The following is a 17,054-nucleotide window of genomic DNA, read 5'->3' on the forward strand; positions in this document are numbered from 1 at the left end:
CTTTTGAGAAGTGTTCGTGACACCCTTAACGGGGAGCGCGAATTCCTCGCTCTACTGCTCGGGATAGCGCAGGAACCAGACCTTGGCCGCGCCGTATTCGCGCACGTCCAGCTCCTCATAGCCCTCGACCGCCAGCGCAGGCTCGTCGGCGCCGCGTTCGCAGACGATGATCGCGCCCGGCGCCAGCCAGCCGCCGACGGCCAGCTTGGCCAGCGCATTCTCGCAGAGCCCCTTGGCGTAGGGCGGGTCGAGGAAGGCGAGCTCGAACGCCGGGCCGTCGGCGCCGGGACGCTGGCCGAGCTGGGTGGCGTCGCGGCGGTGCACCCGGGTGCGGCCGAACAGGCCCATGGCGTCGACGTTCTCGCGGATCGCCCCGCGCGCCGCCTCGTCGGTCTCGACGAACAGGCAGAAGGTCGCGCCGCGCGACAGCGCCTCGAAGCCGAGCGCGCCGGAGCCGGCGAACAGGTCGATGACGCGGACGTCGCGCACGCCCGGCGACCAGGCGGCGTGCTCGAGGATGTTGAAGATCGCCTGCCGCGCGCGATCCGACGTCGGCCGCGTGGTCTGTCCCGCCGGGGTGATCAGCGCCTTGCCGCGAAATTCGCCGGATACGATGCGCACGTGCAGTTCCTCTCAGGTCCGGCTTCGCCCTACCGAACCGATCGCCCGCGGGAAAGCGGGAACCGCCGCTGCTCAGCGATCCGGGTAGCGGAAGACGTCGGCCAACACCGCGCCGCCGGCCAGCCTGTGGTCGCCGGGATGGTCGGAGACCACCAGCAAGGCGTCGTCGCCGGCGAGATCGAACAGCGCCACCGCCTCCGGATGGTCGCAGTCGCGGCCGAAGGGCAGGTCCAGCAGCCGCTCGGGGGTCTGCAGCCGCCTGGCGGACCCGTCCTGCTTCCACCCGCTCCACCGGAACACCGCCGCGGGCCCGTCGAGCTTCATCGTGGGGCCGGCGAGCACGATCACGTCGTCGCCGCGTCGCTTCAGGTCGCGAATGCCGAGCCCGTTGAGATCGAGGAAATACTTCTCGAGCGGACCGTCCAGCATCAGCTCGCCGTCTTTGTCGGGGCGCACCTGCGCCTCGACCACGATCGCCCAGCCGTTGATCACCGGGCCGCGCAGCCCCAGGCCGACCCGCGCCCCGTCGACGACGAGGCCTTCGACGTCGAGCCCGTTCTCCTTCACCGGCAGGGCGCAGAACGGACCGATATGCGGATCGTCTTGCAGACGCCTCTGGAGAAGGCTGCCACGCTTGCCGACGGCCAGCATCTGCGGCCGCCGCGCCCCGGTCGCCGCGTCATCGACGTCCCAGAGCTCGCGCCCCGGCGCCTGGCGAAGCGGCAAGCGCCCGAGGAACATGCGGTTCGGATTGCCCTTGAGCTCCGCAAGCCGCTCGAGGGCGTCGTCGTCGAGGGACTTTTTCTTCGACGGCTTGCGCCGGGTCAGGCTGTGGGAGCCGACCACCCAGAGCCAGTCGCCGTCCACGGCCAGGCCTTCGATGTCCATCTCGTCGTCGCCGCCGGGAAGATCGAAGTAGCACTGCAGGCGGATGCGCCTGTGGTCGGCGAAGCGCTCGCCGTCCCAGTCGAGGATCTCGAGGCTCGCGGACTCGTCGGCGGCAAGAAAGAGCGTGTCGCCGACGCGCGCGGCGGCGGAAATGTCGTGCGCCGGATGGGATTCACCGCGCGCCGACTGCGTGTCGAACGCCAACCAGACCTGGGCGTCGGGGCGCGCCGCCTCCGGCCAGCCGGCGGCCACCTGCTCGACGTCGCCCGCGGCTTGCCTCATGCCGGCAGCCTGCGCCCCCGCCCTGGCGGACACAAGGTCCGCCGGGCAGCCGCCTCGGCTCTACCGCCGGGGCTTCTTCGGCGCGCCGGACCTGGGCGCTCCCGACCTGGGCGCGCCAGACTTGGGCGGGCCGGACCTGGCCGCGCCGGACTTGGACGGCCCGGACCTGGGCGCGCCGGACGTGGGCGCTGCAGACCTCGGCGTCCCGGACTTGGACGCGCCCGACCGGGGCGCGGCGGGCCTAGACGCGCCGGGCTTGGCCGCGCTGAGCGTGGCCGGGCCAGGCTTGGCCGCGCTCGGCCGCTTCGGGGCGCCGGACTTCTTCGAAGGCGCGGCGTGGACCGTGGGCTTCGGCTTGGCCTTGGCCCAGCCGGCCTTGTAGGTTTTCTTCGTCGGCGCCTCGCCGGCCGCGGCGCGGCCCTGGCCGGGGCGTCCCGCGGCGCCCGGCCGGCGCGCGGGACGGGCCGGAGCCTCTCCGTCCACCGGCGGCGCCGAGCGCTGACGCCGGCCCGGGGCCGGGGTCAGGGCGCGCTGGAACTGCGGGCGATCGCCCTTCGGCATGTTCTCCGGCTCGATGTGCGCGGTCAGCAGCTCGCGGATCACCCGCGGGCCGACCTCCTCGATCTCGCCGACCTCCAGCGTCCCCAGCGCGAACGGGCCGTAGGACAGGCGGATCAGCCGGTTGACCTTCAGGCCGAGGCTCTCCAGCACCCGGCGGACCTCGCGGTTCTTGCCCTCGGCAAGCGTCACGGTGATCCACAGGTTGGAGCCCTGCGGCCCCTCCTTGGCCTTGTCGAGCTTCGCCTCGATCGGCCCGTAGCGCACGCCCTCGACGGTGACCCCCGCCTGCAGCTTGTCGAGCCGCTCCTGGGTGATCCGGCCGTGCGCCCGGGCGCGATAGCGACGCTGGATGCCGGTGGCCGGCAGTTCCAGCCCGCGCGCCAGGCCGCCGTCGTTGGTCAGCAGCAGCAGGCCCTCGGAGTTGATGTCGAGCCGGCCGATCGAGATCAGCCGCGGCAGGCCGGGCGGCAGCGCCTCGAACACCGTCGGGCGGCCCTTCGGGTCCTTGTGCGTCGTCATCAGCCCGACCGGCTTGTGGTAGCGGAACAGCCGCGTCGGCTCGGCGTCGTTCACCACCTTGCCGTCGACCGTCAGGATGTCGCCGGGTTCGACCTTGACCGCCGGCGTGGTCAGCACCTGGCCGTTCAGCGCCACGCGCCCCTCGGCGATCAGCTTCTCGACGTCACGGCGCGAGCCGACCCCGGCGCGCGCCAGCGCCTTGGCGATGCGGTCGTGCCGGGGGTCGAGAACGGGCTCGGAGTCGTTGCGGGCTTGACCGGAGGGGGGCCGGCCGGTTCGGTGCGGATCGTGGATCATGTTCAGCGCACCATGCGCATCGCCCTCGAAGCGGCGCAAGCCGCCGCAGACGCCGGAGAAACCCCGGTGGGCGCCGTCGTGTTCGATCCGGCCTCCGGCGAGGTCATCGCGACCGGGGCCAATCAGCCGATCGGCGCGCACGATCCGACCGCCCACGCCGAGATCGTGGCGCTGCGTGCGGCGGCGCAAAAGCTCGGCAACTACCGGCTGACCAACCTCGGCTTGGCGGTCACGCTCGAGCCCTGCGCCATGTGCGCTGGGGCGATCAGCCACGCCCGGATCGGTTCGCTGATCTATGGCGCCGACGATCCGAAGGGCGGCGCGGTGGTCCACGGCCCCCGCTTCTTCGCCCAACCCACCTGCCACTGGCGCCCGCAGGTCACCGGCGGGGTGCTGGCGGTCGAGAGCGCCGAGCTGCTGCGCAGCTTCTTCCGGGCCAGGCGCAAGAAGTAGCACTTCCAATCCGTCACGGCCCGGCTCGTCCGGGCCGCCCAGCCCAATACGCCGGCCGCTGCTGATGCCGTACGAGCTTGGGATGGATCGCCCGGACAAGCCGGGCGATGACGGAAATTGTGGGTTACGCCTGCGCCGCCAACCGCGCGTCCAGCCTATCCCGCACCGCCGGCCACTCGCCGGCGAGGATCGAGAAATGCACCGTGTCGCGCACCCGTCCGGTCCAGGTGACCCGGTCCTGGCGCAGGATTCCCTCCTGCACGGCGCCCAGCTTCAGCACCGCCGCGCGGGAGCGGGCGTTCAGCGCGTCGACCTTCAGCTGCACCCGCCGGGCGCCGGCGGCGAAGGCGTGGGCCAGCAGCAGCCGCTTGGCCGCCGGGTTCACCGCCCCGCCGCGCACGTCCGGCCGGTAGTAGGTGGCGCCGATCTCGACGCTGGCGTTGATCGGATCGATGGCCAGGAAGCTGGTCATGCCGACCACCTCGCCGCCGACGACCACCGCGAACGGCAGGGTCGGGCCGCGGGCGGCGTCGGCGAGGATCTCGCGAAAGCGCGGGGCGAAGTGCTCGCCGGCCAGGGAATAGGGATAGAGCGCCGTCCAGATCTCCGCGTCGGCGGCGCAGGCGGCCCGCAGCGGCTCGCGGTGCGCCTCGCTCAAGGGCTCGAGACGGACGACGGCGTTTTCCAGCGTCGCAGGTTGCAGCTGCATGATCGACCCCAGACCTCTCGGCGAATTTTTTCTGGCTGAGCCATTGTGCGCCCGCAAGGGGCGCCTATCTCAGCCGTGCCCATCCTGGGCGTTTCCTCCCTAATGACTTCAAGCCGGGCCTCGCGCCCGGCTCTTTTTTTTGCGCCTCGGCTTTCGCGCCTTAGCGCACCAGCCAGAGCTGGGCGGCCTGGACCAGGTAGACCAGCCCGATGGCGGTGACGATCCAGCGGGTCCAGCGCTTGAAGTTGACGTCGGTCATCCGCTGCAGGATCCGGCCGCCAAGCACGGCGCCGGCCATCGACAGCGGCACGGCGAGCGCGAACACCCAGACCGGCGGCAAGCCGCTCTGCCGTGAGGCGACCAGCGGCGCACCGTAGACCACGATCTTGGCCAGGTGGGAGAAGACCTGGGTGGCCGCCTTGGTGGCGACGATCGCGTGGCGGGTCAGCTCGGTCCGCACGAAGAAGATGTCGAGCAGCGGCCCGGCGACCCCGGCGGTCAGGTTGGCCCCGGTGACCAGCAGGCCGGACAGGAAGGCCTGCGCAGGCTTGGCCGCATCCAGCCGGATCCAGCTGCGGGGTAGCCAGAGCAGGCCGGGGATCAGCCCCATCAGCAGGTAGACCAGCGGCTTCGACGGGGTGAAGGCCAGCAGCGACACCACCCCCCCGGCGACGAACGAGGCCACCGCATGCACGGCGACGATGTCCCAGCGGACGAAGCGGCGATGCAGCACCGCGCGCCAGCCGTTGGCGACCAGTTGCAGCAGGCCGTGGGTGACGAACGCCGCCTGCACCGGCAGCACCAGCGCCAGCACGCCCATCAGCAACAGGCCGCCGGCCATGCCGAACACGCCCGACAGGGTGGCCGTCAGCAGGGCGGCGACGAGGATGAGGGCCGAGGTGAGCACGCGCCGGTAGCGCTACACCCGCCGCGGCGGAGCGGCCAAGCTGCGAAGTCGCGTTTTCGGCTGGATGGCGCGGGCGCGGCGGGCGATGACAAGCGAATGGAGATCGGAGCGCCGCGGAAGATCGAGGGTCTGGTGGTCGCCGTCCTGGCCGGCGGCGAGGGCCGCCGGATGGGCGGGGTCAAGGCGTTGCGGTCGTTCCGCGGCGCGCCGCTGGTCGCCCAGGCGCTGGCCCGCGCGCGCGGCTGGTCGGAGCAGGTGGTGGTGGCGGTGCGCGACGCCGAGCAGGTGGCCGGCGCGGTCGACGCGCCGCTGGCCTGCGACCGGGCCGACATCCCCGGGCCGCTGGCCGGGCTGGCCGGGGCGCTGGCGCACGCCCGCGCCGCCGGCGCCGAGCTGCTGCTCACCCTGCCCTGCGACATGCCGCATCTGCCTGCCGACCTGCCGGAGCGGCTGGCCGGGGCTCTCGGACCCGCGGCCGGCGCGGCGCTGCCGCGGGTCGAGGGCGAAGTGCAGCCGGTCTGCGGCCTATGGCGGACCACGGCGCTGGAGCGGCTGCCGGCCTATCTCGCCTCCGGCCAGAGCTCGCTGCGCGGCTTCGCCGCCGCCTGCGGGCTGGCGACCGTCGACTTCGGCCCCGACGAGGCCGGCCTCTTCGCCAACGCCAACACCCCGGAGGAGCTGGCGCGGCTGGAGCGCGGCGATTAGCCGAACAGCGACAGGTCCAGGATGATGCTGACCGCCGCGACGATCCCGACCACCAGCAGGGCCAGGGCGGTCAGGAAGGTGATCGACACCGGATAGTCGCTCTCGGCGTGGACCAGCCCGGATTCCTTCATCGCCCCGCGCCGATGTCGCAGCTCCAGCGAGAAGCGGACGTGGTTGACGATCCCGCCGATCAACAGGAACACCCCCAGCACGATCAGGCTCAGGCCGAAGTTCGACGGCGCCTGCGCCCGATGGATCACCCCGGCCTCGTGCAGCTTCTGAAAGGTCTGGTAGAGGGTGAAGCCGAAGCCGATCATCGACAGCGCGGTGCGGATCACCGACATCAGCGTGCGATCGGCGCTCATCCGCGTCCGCTGAATCGACATGCCGGTCCGGCGCATCGACATCTCGGTGCGGTCGCCCGACAGCTTGGTGCGGTGCTCGGAGAGGTCGGTGCGGTGCTCCGACAGGTCGGTGCGGTGGCGCGACAGGTCGGTGCGAAACTCCGACAGATCGGTGCGGTGCTCCGACAGCCCCGTGCGATGGCGCGAAAGGTTGGTGCGATAGTGCGAGTACTCGACCGAGGCCTGGTCGGCGCTGTCGCCCTGCACGTCCGGGATCGGCGGCAGCGGGCTCAACACCACGCGCGGCGGCCGGACCGGCTCCTTGTCTGAAGACGTGGATGACATCTCCGCCTCCGCCCTTGTGAACGGCCCCACCCTCTCCGCCCCCGACCCGGCCGGCTATCCGTCGAATCCCTGACTTCGCCCCCGCCCCGCGCCGGGGCGCGGCGGCGTCTCAGGGCGCCGCGCCGCCTTGGGGCTCCGGATTTCGCCCGATGGCCGGAACGGAAAGGCCATGATGTCCTCGCGCCTCAACCGCCCCAGGGAGCGCGACCATGGCTGACCCGATGCCGTCCTGGCGTGAGGGCGAGGCGAAGACCGCCATCCTGCAGTTCGTCGCCGCCGTGACCACGGCCGGTTCGCCGGACTTCACGCCCGAGGGCGAACGCATCGCGGTGTTCGACAACGACGGCACCCTGTGGTGCGAGCAACCGGCCCAGGCCCAGGTGCTGTTCGCCCAGGCCCGCGCCGCCGAGCTGGCCGCCGCCGACCCGTCGCTGAAGACCCGCGAGCCGTTCCGCGCCTTCCTAGCGCACGACATGGCGGCGATCCGCGCCCTGGGCAAAGAAGGCGTCATGGCCTTCGCCTTCGCGGTCCACGCCGGCATGACGGTGGAGGCCTTCGACCAGGTCGCCCGCGACTGGCTGGCGCAGGCGAGCCATCCGATCTTCAAGCGGCCCTTTACGCAGATCATCTACCAGCCGCAGCTCGAACTGCTGGCCTTCCTGCGGGCCAGCGGGTTCAAGACCTTCATCGTCTCCGGCGGCGGCGTCGACTTCATGCGCGCCTTCGCCGAGCAGACCTACGGCGTGCCGCCCGAGCAGGTGATCGGCAGCTCGGTCAAGCTGCGCTTCGACCCGGCGGACGACGGCCCATGTCAGGTCACCAAGCTGGCCGAGCTCAACAGCTTCGACGACCGCGAGGTGAAGGTGCAGAACATCGCCCTGCACATCGGCCGCCGGCCGATCCTGGCGTTCGGCAACTCCGACGGCGACCTGGCGATGATGCGCTACACCGTCTCCGGCCCGGGCCGCCGGCTGGCGCTGCTGCTGCACCACGACGACGCCGCGCGCGAGGTCGCCTACGACCGCGAGTTCCGCTTGAGCCCGCTGGCCGAGGCGCTCGACCACGCCGACCGCTACGGCCTCCGCGTCGTCAGCATGGCGCGCGATTGGGGGGTGGTGTTTCCTCCGCAGGTCTAGATCCTCCCCCTCAGGGGGAGCATCTACGTCCTAAGCCGCGCGCCGCGCCGGCCGGGCGAGCCGACGTTCGGCCTCGCCGATGTAGTCGCGGGTCACCGGGACGGCGTCGACCTTCTTGGCCAGCTGCAGCTGGAAGACCATGTGGTCGCGGTGCCGGAAGGCGATCTCGCTGTAGCAGAGATAGAGCTCCCACATCCGGCAGAAGCGCTCGTCGTAGAGTTCGGCGATCTCCGCCCGCTGCGCGGTGAAGCGCTCGCGCCAGGCCTTCAGCGTCTCGGCGTAGTGCAGCCGGAGCACCTCGACGTCGGTGACGATCAGGCCGGCCCGCTCGACGGTGGCCAGCACCTCGCTCATCGCCGGGATGTAGCCGCCGGGGAAGATGTACTTGGCGATCCACGGGTTGGTGAAGGACGGGCCCTCGGAGCGGCCGATCGAATGGATCACCGCCACGCCGTCGTCCTTCAGCAGCCGGGCGATCTGGTCGAAATAGGCCTGAAAGTTCGGCCGGCCGACATGCTCGAACATGCCGACCGAGACGATCCGGTCGTAGGGCCCCTGAACGTCGCGGTAGTCGGTCAGCGAGAACTGCGCCCGCCCGGCGAGCCCCGCCGCCTCGGCGCGCGCCTGCGCGGTGGCCAGTTGCTCGCTCGACAGGGTGATGCCCTCGGCCTGCACGCCGGTCTCCTCGGCCAACGTCAGGCTCAGTCCGCCCCAGCCGCAGCCGATGTCGAGCACCCGCTGGCCCGGCTCCAAAAGCAGCTTGGCCGCGATGTGCCGCTTCTTCGCCAGCTGCGCCTCCTCCAGGCTGGCGTCCGGCCGCTGGAAGTAGGCGCAGGAGTACTGCAGGTCGGAGTCGAGGAAGCGGCGGTAGAAATCCACCGACAGGTCGTAGTGATGGGCCACGTTGCGCCGCGCCGCGGCCCGCTGGTTGGCCTGCAGCCGCCAGTCGCGCCACCAGCGCTCGAGCAGGCCGGCGCGGTAGAAGGGCCGGAGCCTGACGTTGCGGCCGATGATGTCGGCGAAGTCGTAGATGCCGCCGCGCTCGAGGACCAGGCCGCCTTCCATGTAGGCCTCGCCGACCGCCAGCGACGGGTTGGTCGCGATCCGCGTCGCCCAGCGCCGGGAGCGGATGGCGATCACCACCGGCGGGCCGGAGCCGTCGCCGAGCTTGAGGTCGGCCGCGCCCGGCAGGCGAACCGTCAAATCGCCCTTCCGCACCATCTTGCGTAGCAAGGACTGCAGAGCCATGTGCACCCCAATCGTCCCACCAAGGATGGAACGATGCACAAAAGCCGAGGTTCCCTGAACGTCATTTCATGAGTTCAGTTCCACGAACCGGGGACGGACCGGCCGGCTCGCTTGACTCCCGCGCGGCCCCTTCTTAATTCCCTCGCGTCGTTAGCACTCAGGGGCCCCGACTGCTAACAGAGTTAATCGGGACCCCTGGCGGCGCTGCGGCGTCACCATTCCAACCGTCTCGAACGGAGAAAGAGCATCATGGCGTTTCGTCCTCTGGGAGATCGAGTCCTCGTCAAGCGCGTCGAGGAAGAAGAGAAGACCCGGGGCGGGATCATCATCCCCGACACTGCCAAGGAAAAGCCGCAGGAAGGCGAAGTCGTCGCCGTCGGCCCGGGCGCTCGCGATGAAAGCGGCAAGGTCCAGGCCCTCGACGTGAAGGCCGGCGACCGCATCCTGTTCGGCAAGTGGTCCGGCACCGAGGTCAAGCTCGACGGCAAGGACCTGCTGATCATGAAGGAAAGCGACATCCTGGGCGTGCTCGAGGCCTAAGCGGCCCCGAAATCGGCCCCACCGCGGACCGTTCGCACCCCTCACAATTTTAGAAAAGGACGCCAACCATGGCTGCCAAAGACGTTTATTTCTCCTCCGACGCGCGCGACCGCATGCTGCGCGGCGTCAACACCCTCGCCAACGCGGTGAAGGTGACCCTCGGCCCGAAGGGCCGTAACGTCGTCATCGAAAAGTCCTTCGGCGCCCCGCGTTCGACCAAGGACGGCGTGTCGGTCGCCAAGGAAATCGAACTGACCGATCGGTTCGAGAACCTCGGCGCCCAGCTGATCCGCGAAGTCGCCTCGAAGACCAATGACAAGGCCGGCGACGGCACCACCACCGCGACCGTGCTGGCGCAAGCCATCGTCGTCGAAGGTCTGAAGTCGGTGGCCGCCGGCATGAACCCGATGGACCTGAAGCGCGGCGTCGACAAGGCCGTCGCCAAGGTCATCGAAGAGATCAAGTCTTCGGCCAAGAAGGTCTCGGCCAACAGCGAGATCGCTCAGGTCGGCACCATCTCCGCCAACGGCGACACCGAAGTCGGTGAGATGATCGCCAAGGCGATGGAGCGCGTCGGCAACGAAGGCGTCATCACCGTCGAAGAAGCCAAGACCGCCGAGACCGAACTCGACGTCGTCGAAGGCATGCAGTTCGACCGCGGCTACCTGTCGCCGTACTTCATCACCAACGCCGAAAAGATGGAAGCCGACCTCGAAGAGCCGCTGATCCTGCTCTTCGAAAAGAAGCTCTCCTCGCTGCAGCCGCTGCTGCCGGTGCTGGAAGCGGTGGTCCAGTCGGGCCGTCCGCTGCTGATCATCGCGGAAGACGTCGAAGGCGAAGCGCTGGCCACCCTGGTGGTCAACAAGCTGCGCGGCGGCCTGCGGGTCGCGGCGGTCAAGGCGCCGGGCTTCGGCGATCGCCGCAAGGCGATGCTGGAAGACATCGCCATCCTGACCGGCGGTCAGCTGATCAGCGAAGACCTCGGCATCAAGCTCGAGAACGTCTCGGTCGAAATGCTCGGCCGCGCCAAGAAGGTCACGATCACCAAGGAAAACACCACGATCGTTGACGGTTCGGGCGACAAGGAAGGCATCGAAGGCCGCGTTGCGCAGATCAAGCGTCAGATCGAGGACACCACCTCGGACTACGACCGTGAGAAGCTGCAAGAGCGTCTGGCGAAGCTGGCCGGCGGCGTCGCGGTGATCCGCGTCGGCGGCGCGACCGAAGTCGAAGTGAAGGAAAAGAAGGACCGCGTCGACGACGCCCTGAACGCCACCCGCGCTGCGGTGGAAGAAGGCATCGTCCCCGGCGGCGGCGTCGCCCTGCTGAAGGCCTCGAAGGTTCTCGACGGCTTCAAGGGCGACAACGACGACCAGGAAGCTGGCGTCGCCATCGTCCGTCGCGCCCTGCAAGCCCCGATCCGTCAGATCTCGGAAAACGCGGGCGTCGAAGGCTCGATCGTCGTCGGCAAGGTGCTCGAGAACCCCTCGGCCACCTTCGGCTTCAACGCCCAGACCGAAGAGTACGTGGACATGGTCCAAGCCGGCGTCATCGACCCGGCGAAGGTCGTCCGTACGGCTCTGCAGGACGCCGCCTCGGTGGCCGGCCTGCTGATCACCACGGAAGCCGCGATCGTCGAAGCGCCGAAGAAGGGCGCTGCGGCCGGCGGCCCGGGCGGCATGCCCGGCGGCATGGGCGACATGGACTTCTAGTCCAGTCGACCAGCGACTAGGGAATGGGGGCGGGGCCGCAAGGCTCCGCCCTTTTTCTTTGTCTTCTCCGCACCCTTCCTCCCCCACGGAGCGGCGGGAGGTAGGAGGCACGCCTCAGTCCTTCACGTCGCCCATCACCAGGCTGCCGAACCAGCTGGCGACGCCGGTGACGATCGCCGCCAGCATGCCGGAGACCAGGCCGTCGAGGTGGAAGCCGCCGAGCAGCGCCGCCACCAGGCCGATCATCAGGGCGTTCACCACCAGCAAGAACAGCCCCAGGGTCAGGATCGTCAGCGGCAGGGTGAGCACGAAGACCACCGGCCGGACGAAGGCGTTGACCACGCCCAGCAGCACCGCCGCGGCGACCAGGCTGCCGGTGGAGTCGAAGTGCACGCCCGGCACGATCGCCGCCGCGACCCACAGGCCGAGCGCGGCGAAGACGGCCCGGACGAGGAATTTGGCGAGCATGCGCATCTCTCCGACGGAATCCGCGGCGTCCACGATGTAACCGGATAGCAAGCGGCGCTATTCGTTGCGGGACGCGGCCCTAGCTGCGCCATTAGATCGGGGTCCTGGATTTCATGCGCAAGCTCCTCCTGCTCGCCGCCGCGGCGGCCGCCCTGGCCGCGCCCGCCCAGGCCCAGCCCCGCCCGGACGAGCCCCGCCCGAACGCGCCCCTGCCGCGCGGCCGGCTGTTCGTCAGCCCGTCCGGCGAGCCGTTCCGCGTCGCCGACGGCCTGTCGGTCTGGTTCGCCAAGGTCGACGCCGACCATGACGGCCGCCTCACAGCAGTCGAGTTCCAGGCCGACGCCGACCGCGCCTTCGTGCGCTACGACGCCGACCGCGACGGCGTGCTGAACGGCCTGGAGATCCAGGCCTATGAGCGCGACGAGGCGCCGGAGATCACCGAGTTCGCCTTCGCCGACGCCCCCGGCGAGCGCGGCGGCCGCGGCGGATTTGGCCGGCGCAAGAGCCGCGGCCCGGGCGAGGCGCCCGGCGCAGGCTTCCACGGCGCGGGCGCGAGCGGCGCGGCGCGGTTCTCGCTGCTGAACGAGCCCCAGCCCCTGCTGGCCGCCGACGAGGACGTCGACGGCAAGGTCCACCGCGCCGAGTGGGATCGGGCGAGCGCCCGCCGTTTCGCCCGCCTGGACCGTGAGCGGGCCGGCGCCCTGACCCTCGCCGGCCTGCGTCCGCAATCGGCGAAGCGCCGAACCGCGGCCGTCGCCGGGGGCGGGCTTGGTTAACACCAGCCTAAAATAGTGTATGGGATCCCCCTCGCTACGGCCAAGCTTGCTGGCCGAGCTTGGGGGGAGAGATGGCTGTGGGCGCAAAGCCCTGGAGTCTGCTGCACGACGCGCGGCTGGACAGCGTCGCGCGCACGGCCTGGGAAGTGCTGGCCGTACGCATCGTCATGGGCGTCGGCGCCGCTATGCTGGGCGGCTGGCGGTTCGGCCTGGTCTGGGGCCTCGGCTGGTTCGCCGCCTTCACCCTCACCGAAGCCGGCACGCGGCTCGTCTCGCTGAACGCCGCCTTCCGCGGCGGCGAACTGAGTCCAGCGCAGCGGGTCGCCTACGTCGTGCTGATGTGCGCCGCCAGCATGACCTGGTGCGCGCTGGCCGTGCGCTGCTGGGCCACCGGGGCCGAGCCGCTGCGCCTGGCGACGATGGTGATCCTGATGGCGCTGCTGGTGCACGCCCACGCCTTCTCGGCCCGCGCGCCGGCCGCCCTGCTCGCGCTGGGCGGGCCGCCGGCCTTGCTCAGCCTGATCGCGCCGATCGCCTTTCGCGACTACGCCGGCCCCGACCTGGCGATCGTCAGCTTCGGCTGCATCACCCTGCTGGCCTATTTGATCGTCGCCGGCCGGACGCACACCGGCATCGCCTCGGCGCTGGAGGCGGCCGAGCGCCGCGCGACCGAGGCCAACGCCGCCAAGACCACCTTCCTCAACATGGTGACCCACGAGCTGCGGACGCCAATGAACGGCGTCATCGGCATGGCCCGGGCGCTGCAGCGCACGCCGCTCGACGTGCGCCAGCGCGACTATGTGGAGACCATCGTCCGCTCCGGCGACGGCCTGATCACCATCCTCAACGACGTGCTCGACCACGCCAAGATCGAGGCCGGCCGCATGGACCTGGAGGTCGCCGCCTTCGACCTGACGGCGCTCGGCCGGCAAGCGACGCAGCTGTGGAGCGAGACGGCGCGGAGCAAGGGCGTGGCGCTGGCCTGCGAGGCCGCGCCCGACCTGCCGCCGCGACTGATGGGCGACGAGACCCGGGTGCGCCAGATCGTCCTCAACCTGCTGTCCAACGCGCTGAAGTTCACCGAGCGCGGCCGGGTCGTCCTGGCGCTCTCGCCGGTCGCCGGACCGGACGGCGAGGCGGGCGTCGAGATCCGCGTCACCGACACCGGCCCCGGCATGACCCCCGAGCAGCTCGGCCGGCTGTTCCGCCCGTTCGCCCAGGCCGAGGTCTCCACCGCGCGGCGCTTCGGCGGTACGGGCCTCGGCCTGTTCATCTGCCGCAACCTCGCCGAGATGATGGGCGGGGAGATCAGCGCCGAAAGCACGCCCGGCGCCGGCTCGACCTTCCGCGTGCGGCTGCCGCTGCCGGCCGCCTACGGCGCGACCGAGACGCCGGAGGACGCCGCCGAGGCCCCCGCCCTGCCGCCGCTGCGGGTGCTGGTGGCCGACGACAACCCGGTCAACCTGGCGGTCGCCCGCGCCCTGCTGGAGGCGGCGGGCCTGGTCATCGAGACCGCCGCCGACGGCTGCGCGGCGCTGGAGCGGCTGCGCTGCGAGACCTTCGACCTGGTGCTGATGGACGTGCAGATGCCGGTGATGAGCGGGATCGAGGCGGTCGGCCGGATCCGCGCCGGCGAGGCCGGCCCGGCGGATCTGCCGGTGATCGCGCTTACCGCCGACGGCGACGCGGCCGCCGACGCGCGCCTGCAGGCCGCCGGCTTCGACGCACTGCAGACCAAGCCGATCCGCCCGGCCGAGCTCTTGGGCGCGATCAGCGCTGTGGTGGAGAACCGCGAGGCGCGGGTCGGGGCGGCTTAGCGGTCGGCTCAATCAACTCCGTCATCCCGGCTCTCCGCTTCGCTTCGGCCGGGATGACGGAGTTTCTTGCGATTTTCGAGGCGAGGCCCTTACGCCCCGACCTGCTCCACCGACGGCACGTGCTGCGCCAGCCGGCCGCCGAGGCGGATCGGCTCGATGCGGCGGGCGAGGCCGGTGCCCGGATGGGTCTCGACGAACACGCCGCAGACCGTCGCGGGACCGCTGGCCGGCTTGTAGCGGCCGCCGGAGATCCGGGTGGTGAACCGCCGCAGCGGCTCTTCTTTCTCGTTGCCGATGACGCTGTCGTAGTCGCAGCAGCCGCCGGCGTCGGTCTGGTAGGCGGTGCCGCCGGGCAGCACCTGGGCGTCGGCGGTCGGCACGTGGGTGTGGGTGCCCACCACCAGGCTGGCGCGGCCGTCGCAGAAGTGGCCCATGGCCATCTTCTCGGAGGTCGCCTCGGCGTGCATGTCGACCACCACCGCGTCGGCCACCGCGCCGAGCGGACAGGCCTCCAGCTCGCGGTCGACCGCGGCGAACGGGTCGTCGAGGCTGTCCATGTGCACCCGGCCCAGCAGGTTGATCACCAGGATCCGCTTGCCGGAGTCGGTCTCGAACAGCTGCGCGCCACGGCCCGGCGCGTCGGCCAGGAGCGGGTAGTTCAGCGGTCGGATCAGGCGCGGCTCTCTGACGATGTAGGTCAGCGCTTCCTTCTGGTCCCAGGCGTGGTTGCCCAAGGTCAGGCAGTCGGCGCCGGCGTCGAACAGTTCGCGCGCGGTGGACTCGGTGATGCCGAAGCCCGCCGCGGCGTTCTCCGCGTTGACGATGACGAACTCGAGACCCAGGCGTCGGCGCAGGCCCGGCAGGTGCTCGGCCAGGCCGTCGCGCCCCGAGCGCCCGATCACGTCTCCAAAAAAGGCAAACCGCATCCGTATCCCCTAGAGCCCTTTGCGGTCGGATGGAACCATCCGCCCCGTCAAAACGGCTCTGAATTCAAACTATAAGATGGCTAACGGCCGAAAGGGCTCAGCCGCCGACGCCCTGGGCGACCTCGAAGTAGCCGGTCTCGGTGAGGATCGCATCGAGGCGCTCGTCGTGATCTTCGTGCGGCAATTCGGCGATTTCCTGCCCCGCGAACGCCAGGCCCAGCACAAACACCCGCTTGCGCGCCCGCAGGCCCGCCAGCGCCCGGTCGTAATAGCCGGCCCCCTGCCCCAGCCGGCGGCCGGAACGGTCGAAGCCGAGCAGCGGGGCGACCACCAGGTCCGGCTCGAGCTCCGGGGCGAACGGCGGCGGCGCGGGAATGCCCAGCGCGTCCGGCTCCAGCCGCATCTGCGGCTCCCACAGCCGGAAGCTCATCGCCGCGTCCCGCGCCCGGGTCGCCGGCAACGCGGCGCGCGCCCCGCGGTGCGCCAGCCGGGCGAGCAGCGGCCGCGGATCCAGCTCCGAGCCCATCGGCTGGTAGAGACTGAAGGCGTGGAACGGCGGCAGCCGCTCGAGCGGCAGATGCGCCGCAGCCCGCTCGGCCGCATGCGGCGTTTCGTGCGCCAGCCGCCGGCGCAGGCCGCGCAGGCGCATCCGCAGCGCGGTCTTGTCGGGGTGCGGGGTCACGATCGGAAGAAGGCCGAACCTGCAAACAGGGTGGCGGCGCCGCGGAAACCGTGAAGGACTGTTTCACCCCCTCGACCTGGACAACCAGGTGGGCGCCGTGTGCTTGGGACCACGATCCCAAACAGGGACAGCTCCCTTAGAGAGAATTAAGGTCGCTGGGATATGTCGCCTTCGACGCGAGCCGCAGCAGACCCGCCGAGCCGCTAACGTAGTGGGTGGGGGGCGAGTTCTCAAGCGCCACGCCGAGATCCTCCCCTCAGGGGGAGGTGGCCCGTAGGGCCGGAGGGGGTTTCCGCTCAGAAGGTCGGTGTTCGGTGTCATCCGCGTCTGAGCGGAAACCCCCTCACCGCCTTCGGCGGAGCTCCCCCTGAGGGGGAGCATCTGACGCCCTACTCCGTCGCCAGCTTGTCGATCCGCTTGGCGGCGTTGTCCAAGGCCAGGACCGCGCGGGCTTCGATCCGGGCCTGGTCGGACTGCAGGCGGCCGAGGTCGGCCTGGATGGCGGCCATCCGCGCCTTGGTCTCGGCCAGTTCGTCGGCCAGCAGCAGCGCGCCCATCAGGAACAGCCGCGTCTCGCCGAGCTGGCCGAGCTGCTGGCCGACCTGGCGCACCTGGCGGTCAAAGATCCGGGCCAGCTCGGTCAGGTGCTGCTCCTGGCCGTCTTCGCAACCGACCACATAGGGTCGGCCGTTCACGTCGAGGGTGACCTGGGCCATGGCTCAGCGCTCCGCCGCGGGCGCGTTGTTCAGCGCTGCGCGGATTTCCTGAATGGCGCGACCCAGCGCCGCAGAGGCTTCGGCCCCAGCGGTCTCCAGATCGCGTTCGCGGGCACGGACCCGCTCCAGCTCGGCCACGAGGCCGGGCGGTTCGGCAGCCGGCTCGAAAAGATCGCCGCGATCGCCGCCGGCCCCCTTCGCGAGTCGCTGCTCCAGAGCGGAAACCGCCCGTTCCAGCCGCTTCGCGGCAAGTTCCAGCGCGCTCTCGCCCGCGCTCTCCCGGATCATGCGCACTCCGTCCGCTGAGGTGTGACCGTTAATCTATAGAGCGTCGGCCTATTCCTCCAGATAGCCTGGCGGATGGGGCGTTTCCTTGACCGTGAGGCCCTTCGCATGCGAGGG

At 70.7% G+C, this 17,054-nt stretch carries 19 protein-coding genes and 1 other RNA gene; 7 read left to right on the forward strand and 13 right to left on the reverse strand.

The window, feature by feature from the left end:
* Positions 1–51 precede the first annotated feature (51 nt).
* The 3 genes from rsmD to ACSQ14_RS16570 all read right to left on the reverse strand — a co-directional run bounded on the left by rsmD (position 52) and on the right by ACSQ14_RS16570 (position 3,168).
* Positions 52–621, reverse strand: a complete 570-nt coding sequence (rsmD, locus tag ACSQ14_RS16560) for a 16S rRNA (guanine(966)-N(2))-methyltransferase RsmD (protein ID WP_436014721.1) — start codon at positions 619–621, stop codon at positions 52–54.
* 72 nt (positions 622–693) lie between these two features.
* Complete coding sequence (locus tag ACSQ14_RS16565) at positions 694–1,791, reverse strand: DUF3616 domain-containing protein (protein WP_436014723.1); 1,098 nt, start codon at positions 1,789–1,791, stop codon at positions 694–696.
* Between the two features lie 60 nt (positions 1,792–1,851).
* Positions 1,852–3,168, reverse strand: coding sequence for a pseudouridine synthase (locus ACSQ14_RS16570; protein ID WP_436014725.1), 1,317 nt, complete (start codon positions 3,166–3,168; stop codon positions 1,852–1,854).
* A gap of 12 nt (positions 3,169–3,180) precedes the next feature.
* Here ACSQ14_RS16570 and tadA point away from each other — a divergent pair, with 12 nt between their 5' ends.
* The gene (gene tadA, locus ACSQ14_RS16575) at positions 3,181–3,621 is read left to right on the forward strand and encodes a tRNA adenosine(34) deaminase TadA (protein ID WP_436015454.1); all 441 of its coding nucleotides are present in this window, start codon (positions 3,181–3,183) and stop codon (positions 3,619–3,621) included.
* A gap of 124 nt (positions 3,622–3,745) precedes the next feature.
* On the opposite strand, the gene ACSQ14_RS16580 is transcribed toward tadA, so the two are convergent.
* A complete protein-coding gene (locus ACSQ14_RS16580) occupies positions 3,746–4,330 on the reverse strand; it encodes a GNAT family N-acetyltransferase (protein ID WP_436014727.1) in 585 nt (194 codons plus the stop codon).
* Between the two features lie 160 nt (positions 4,331–4,490).
* On the reverse strand, positions 4,491–5,237 hold the full coding sequence (locus ACSQ14_RS16585; RefSeq protein WP_436014729.1) for a TSUP family transporter: 747 nt from the start codon (positions 5,235–5,237) through the stop codon (positions 4,491–4,493).
* A 96-nt stretch (positions 5,238–5,333) separates the two neighbouring features.
* Between ACSQ14_RS16585 and mobA the strand changes: the two genes are divergently transcribed.
* A complete protein-coding gene (mobA, locus tag ACSQ14_RS16590) occupies positions 5,334–5,942 on the forward strand; it encodes a molybdenum cofactor guanylyltransferase (protein WP_436014732.1) in 609 nt (202 codons plus the stop codon).
* Here mobA and ACSQ14_RS16595 read toward each other — a convergent pair.
* Entirely contained in the window at positions 5,939–6,631 is a 693-nt protein-coding gene (locus ACSQ14_RS16595; protein WP_436014734.1) for a YidH family protein, read from the reverse strand. The genes mobA and ACSQ14_RS16595 overlap by 4 nt on opposite strands.
* Before the next feature lie 209 nt (positions 6,632–6,840).
* Here ACSQ14_RS16595 and ACSQ14_RS16600 point away from each other — a divergent pair, with 209 nt between their 5' ends.
* The gene (locus tag ACSQ14_RS16600; RefSeq protein WP_436014736.1) at positions 6,841–7,767 is read left to right on the forward strand and encodes an HAD family hydrolase; all 927 of its coding nucleotides are present in this window, start codon (positions 6,841–6,843) and stop codon (positions 7,765–7,767) included.
* A 30-nt stretch (positions 7,768–7,797) separates the two neighbouring features.
* Here ACSQ14_RS16600 and ACSQ14_RS16605 read toward each other — a convergent pair whose 3' ends face one another.
* Entirely contained in the window at positions 7,798–9,015 is a 1,218-nt protein-coding gene (locus ACSQ14_RS16605; RefSeq protein ID WP_436014738.1) for a class I SAM-dependent methyltransferase, read from the reverse strand.
* 249 nt (positions 9,016–9,264) lie between these two features.
* Here ACSQ14_RS16605 and groES point away from each other — a divergent pair, with 249 nt between their 5' ends.
* Together groES and groL are read left to right on the forward strand one after the other, a co-directional pair.
* Entirely contained in the window at positions 9,265–9,555 is a 291-nt protein-coding gene (gene groES, locus ACSQ14_RS16610; RefSeq protein WP_436014740.1) for a co-chaperone GroES, read from the forward strand.
* Positions 9,556–9,623: 68 nt separating this feature from the next.
* Positions 9,624–11,267 carry a chaperonin GroEL gene (gene groL, locus ACSQ14_RS16615; RefSeq protein WP_436014742.1) on the forward strand — a complete coding sequence of 548 codons (1,644 nt, stop codon included), beginning with the start codon at positions 9,624–9,626 and terminating at the stop codon, positions 11,265–11,267.
* A 114-nt stretch (positions 11,268–11,381) separates the two neighbouring features.
* On the opposite strand, the gene ACSQ14_RS16620 is transcribed toward groL, so the two are convergent.
* The gene (locus ACSQ14_RS16620; protein WP_436014744.1) at positions 11,382–11,735 is read right to left on the reverse strand and encodes a phage holin family protein; all 354 of its coding nucleotides are present in this window, start codon (positions 11,733–11,735) and stop codon (positions 11,382–11,384) included.
* A 113-nt stretch (positions 11,736–11,848) separates the two neighbouring features.
* Between ACSQ14_RS16620 and ACSQ14_RS16625 the strand changes: the two genes are divergently transcribed.
* Both ACSQ14_RS16625 and ACSQ14_RS16630 read left to right on the forward strand, forming a co-directional pair.
* On the forward strand, positions 11,849–12,511 hold the full coding sequence (locus tag ACSQ14_RS16625; protein WP_436014746.1) for a hypothetical protein: 663 nt from the start codon (positions 11,849–11,851) through the stop codon (positions 12,509–12,511).
* A 71-nt stretch (positions 12,512–12,582) separates the two neighbouring features.
* The gene (locus ACSQ14_RS16630) at positions 12,583–14,328 is read left to right on the forward strand and encodes an ATP-binding protein (protein WP_436014748.1); all 1,746 of its coding nucleotides are present in this window, start codon (positions 12,583–12,585) and stop codon (positions 14,326–14,328) included.
* 89 nt (positions 14,329–14,417) lie between these two features.
* On the opposite strand, the gene ACSQ14_RS16635 is transcribed toward ACSQ14_RS16630, so the two are convergent.
* The 5 genes from ACSQ14_RS16635 to ACSQ14_RS16655 all read right to left on the reverse strand — a co-directional run bounded on the left by ACSQ14_RS16635 (position 14,418) and on the right by ACSQ14_RS16655 (position 16,940).
* The gene (locus tag ACSQ14_RS16635; RefSeq protein ID WP_436014750.1) at positions 14,418–15,254 is read right to left on the reverse strand and encodes a TIGR00282 family metallophosphoesterase; all 837 of its coding nucleotides are present in this window, start codon (positions 15,252–15,254) and stop codon (positions 14,418–14,420) included.
* Positions 15,255–15,351: 97 nt separating this feature from the next.
* A complete protein-coding gene (locus ACSQ14_RS16640) occupies positions 15,352–15,936 on the reverse strand; it encodes a 5-formyltetrahydrofolate cyclo-ligase (protein WP_436014752.1) in 585 nt (194 codons plus the stop codon).
* 32 nt (positions 15,937–15,968) lie between these two features.
* Positions 15,969–16,129: non-coding RNA, 6S RNA (ssrS, locus tag ACSQ14_RS16645), on the reverse strand.
* Positions 16,130–16,325: 196 nt separating this feature from the next.
* Positions 16,326–16,652 (reverse strand): cell division protein ZapA, encoded by a 327-nt coding sequence (locus ACSQ14_RS16650; RefSeq protein ID WP_436014754.1) that lies wholly within the window; start codon positions 16,650–16,652, stop codon positions 16,326–16,328.
* A 3-nt stretch (positions 16,653–16,655) separates the two neighbouring features.
* On the reverse strand, positions 16,656–16,940 hold the full coding sequence (locus ACSQ14_RS16655) for a hypothetical protein (protein ID WP_436014756.1): 285 nt from the start codon (positions 16,938–16,940) through the stop codon (positions 16,656–16,658).
* Positions 16,941–17,054: the final 114 nt, after the last annotated feature.

This window comes from Phenylobacterium sp. LjRoot219, assembly GCF_964252995.1.
In the GTDB taxonomy this organism is placed as follows: Bacteria; Pseudomonadota; Alphaproteobacteria; order Caulobacterales; family Caulobacteraceae; genus Phenylobacterium.

What these genes read in the sequence shown, in the direction of transcription:
- groES (WP_436014740.1), top strand. Translation starts at nt 9,265, where the DNA reads ATGGCGTTTCGTCCTCTGGGAGATCGAGTCCTCGTCAAGCGCGTCGAG.
- mobA (WP_436014732.1), top strand. Translation starts at nt 5,334, where the DNA reads ATGGAGATCGGAGCGCCGCGGAAGATCGAGGGTCTGGTGGTCGCCGTC.
- tadA (WP_436015454.1), top strand. Translation starts at nt 3,181, where the DNA reads ATGCGCATCGCCCTCGAAGCGGCGCAAGCCGCCGCAGACGCCGGAGAA.
- ACSQ14_RS16600 (WP_436014736.1), top strand. Translation starts at nt 6,841, where the DNA reads ATGGCTGACCCGATGCCGTCCTGGCGTGAGGGCGAGGCGAAGACCGCC.
- groL (WP_436014742.1), top strand. Translation starts at nt 9,624, where the DNA reads ATGGCTGCCAAAGACGTTTATTTCTCCTCCGACGCGCGCGACCGCATG.
- ACSQ14_RS16570 (WP_436014725.1), bottom strand. Translation starts at nt 3,168, where the DNA reads ATGATCCACGATCCGCACCGAACCGGCCGGCCCCCCTCCGGTCAAGCC.
- ACSQ14_RS16595 (WP_436014734.1), bottom strand. Translation starts at nt 6,631, where the DNA reads ATGTCATCCACGTCTTCAGACAAGGAGCCGGTCCGGCCGCCGCGCGTG.
- ACSQ14_RS16620 (WP_436014744.1), bottom strand. Translation starts at nt 11,735, where the DNA reads ATGCTCGCCAAATTCCTCGTCCGGGCCGTCTTCGCCGCGCTCGGCCTG.
- ACSQ14_RS16605 (WP_436014738.1), bottom strand. Translation starts at nt 9,015, where the DNA reads ATGGCTCTGCAGTCCTTGCTACGCAAGATGGTGCGGAAGGGCGATTTG.
- ACSQ14_RS16655 (WP_436014756.1), bottom strand. Translation starts at nt 16,940, where the DNA reads ATGATCCGGGAGAGCGCGGGCGAGAGCGCGCTGGAACTTGCCGCGAAG.
- ACSQ14_RS16580 (WP_436014727.1), bottom strand. Translation starts at nt 4,330, where the DNA reads ATGCAGCTGCAACCTGCGACGCTGGAAAACGCCGTCGTCCGTCTCGAG.
- ACSQ14_RS16630 (WP_436014748.1), top strand. Translation starts at nt 12,583, where the DNA reads ATGGCTGTGGGCGCAAAGCCCTGGAGTCTGCTGCACGACGCGCGGCTG.
- ACSQ14_RS16635 (WP_436014750.1), bottom strand. Translation starts at nt 15,254, where the DNA reads ATGCGGTTTGCCTTTTTTGGAGACGTGATCGGGCGCTCGGGGCGCGAC.
- ACSQ14_RS16625 (WP_436014746.1), top strand. Translation starts at nt 11,849, where the DNA reads ATGCGCAAGCTCCTCCTGCTCGCCGCCGCGGCGGCCGCCCTGGCCGCG.
- ACSQ14_RS16565 (WP_436014723.1), bottom strand. Translation starts at nt 1,791, where the DNA reads ATGAGGCAAGCCGCGGGCGACGTCGAGCAGGTGGCCGCCGGCTGGCCG.
- ACSQ14_RS16650 (WP_436014754.1), bottom strand. Translation starts at nt 16,652, where the DNA reads ATGGCCCAGGTCACCCTCGACGTGAACGGCCGACCCTATGTGGTCGGT.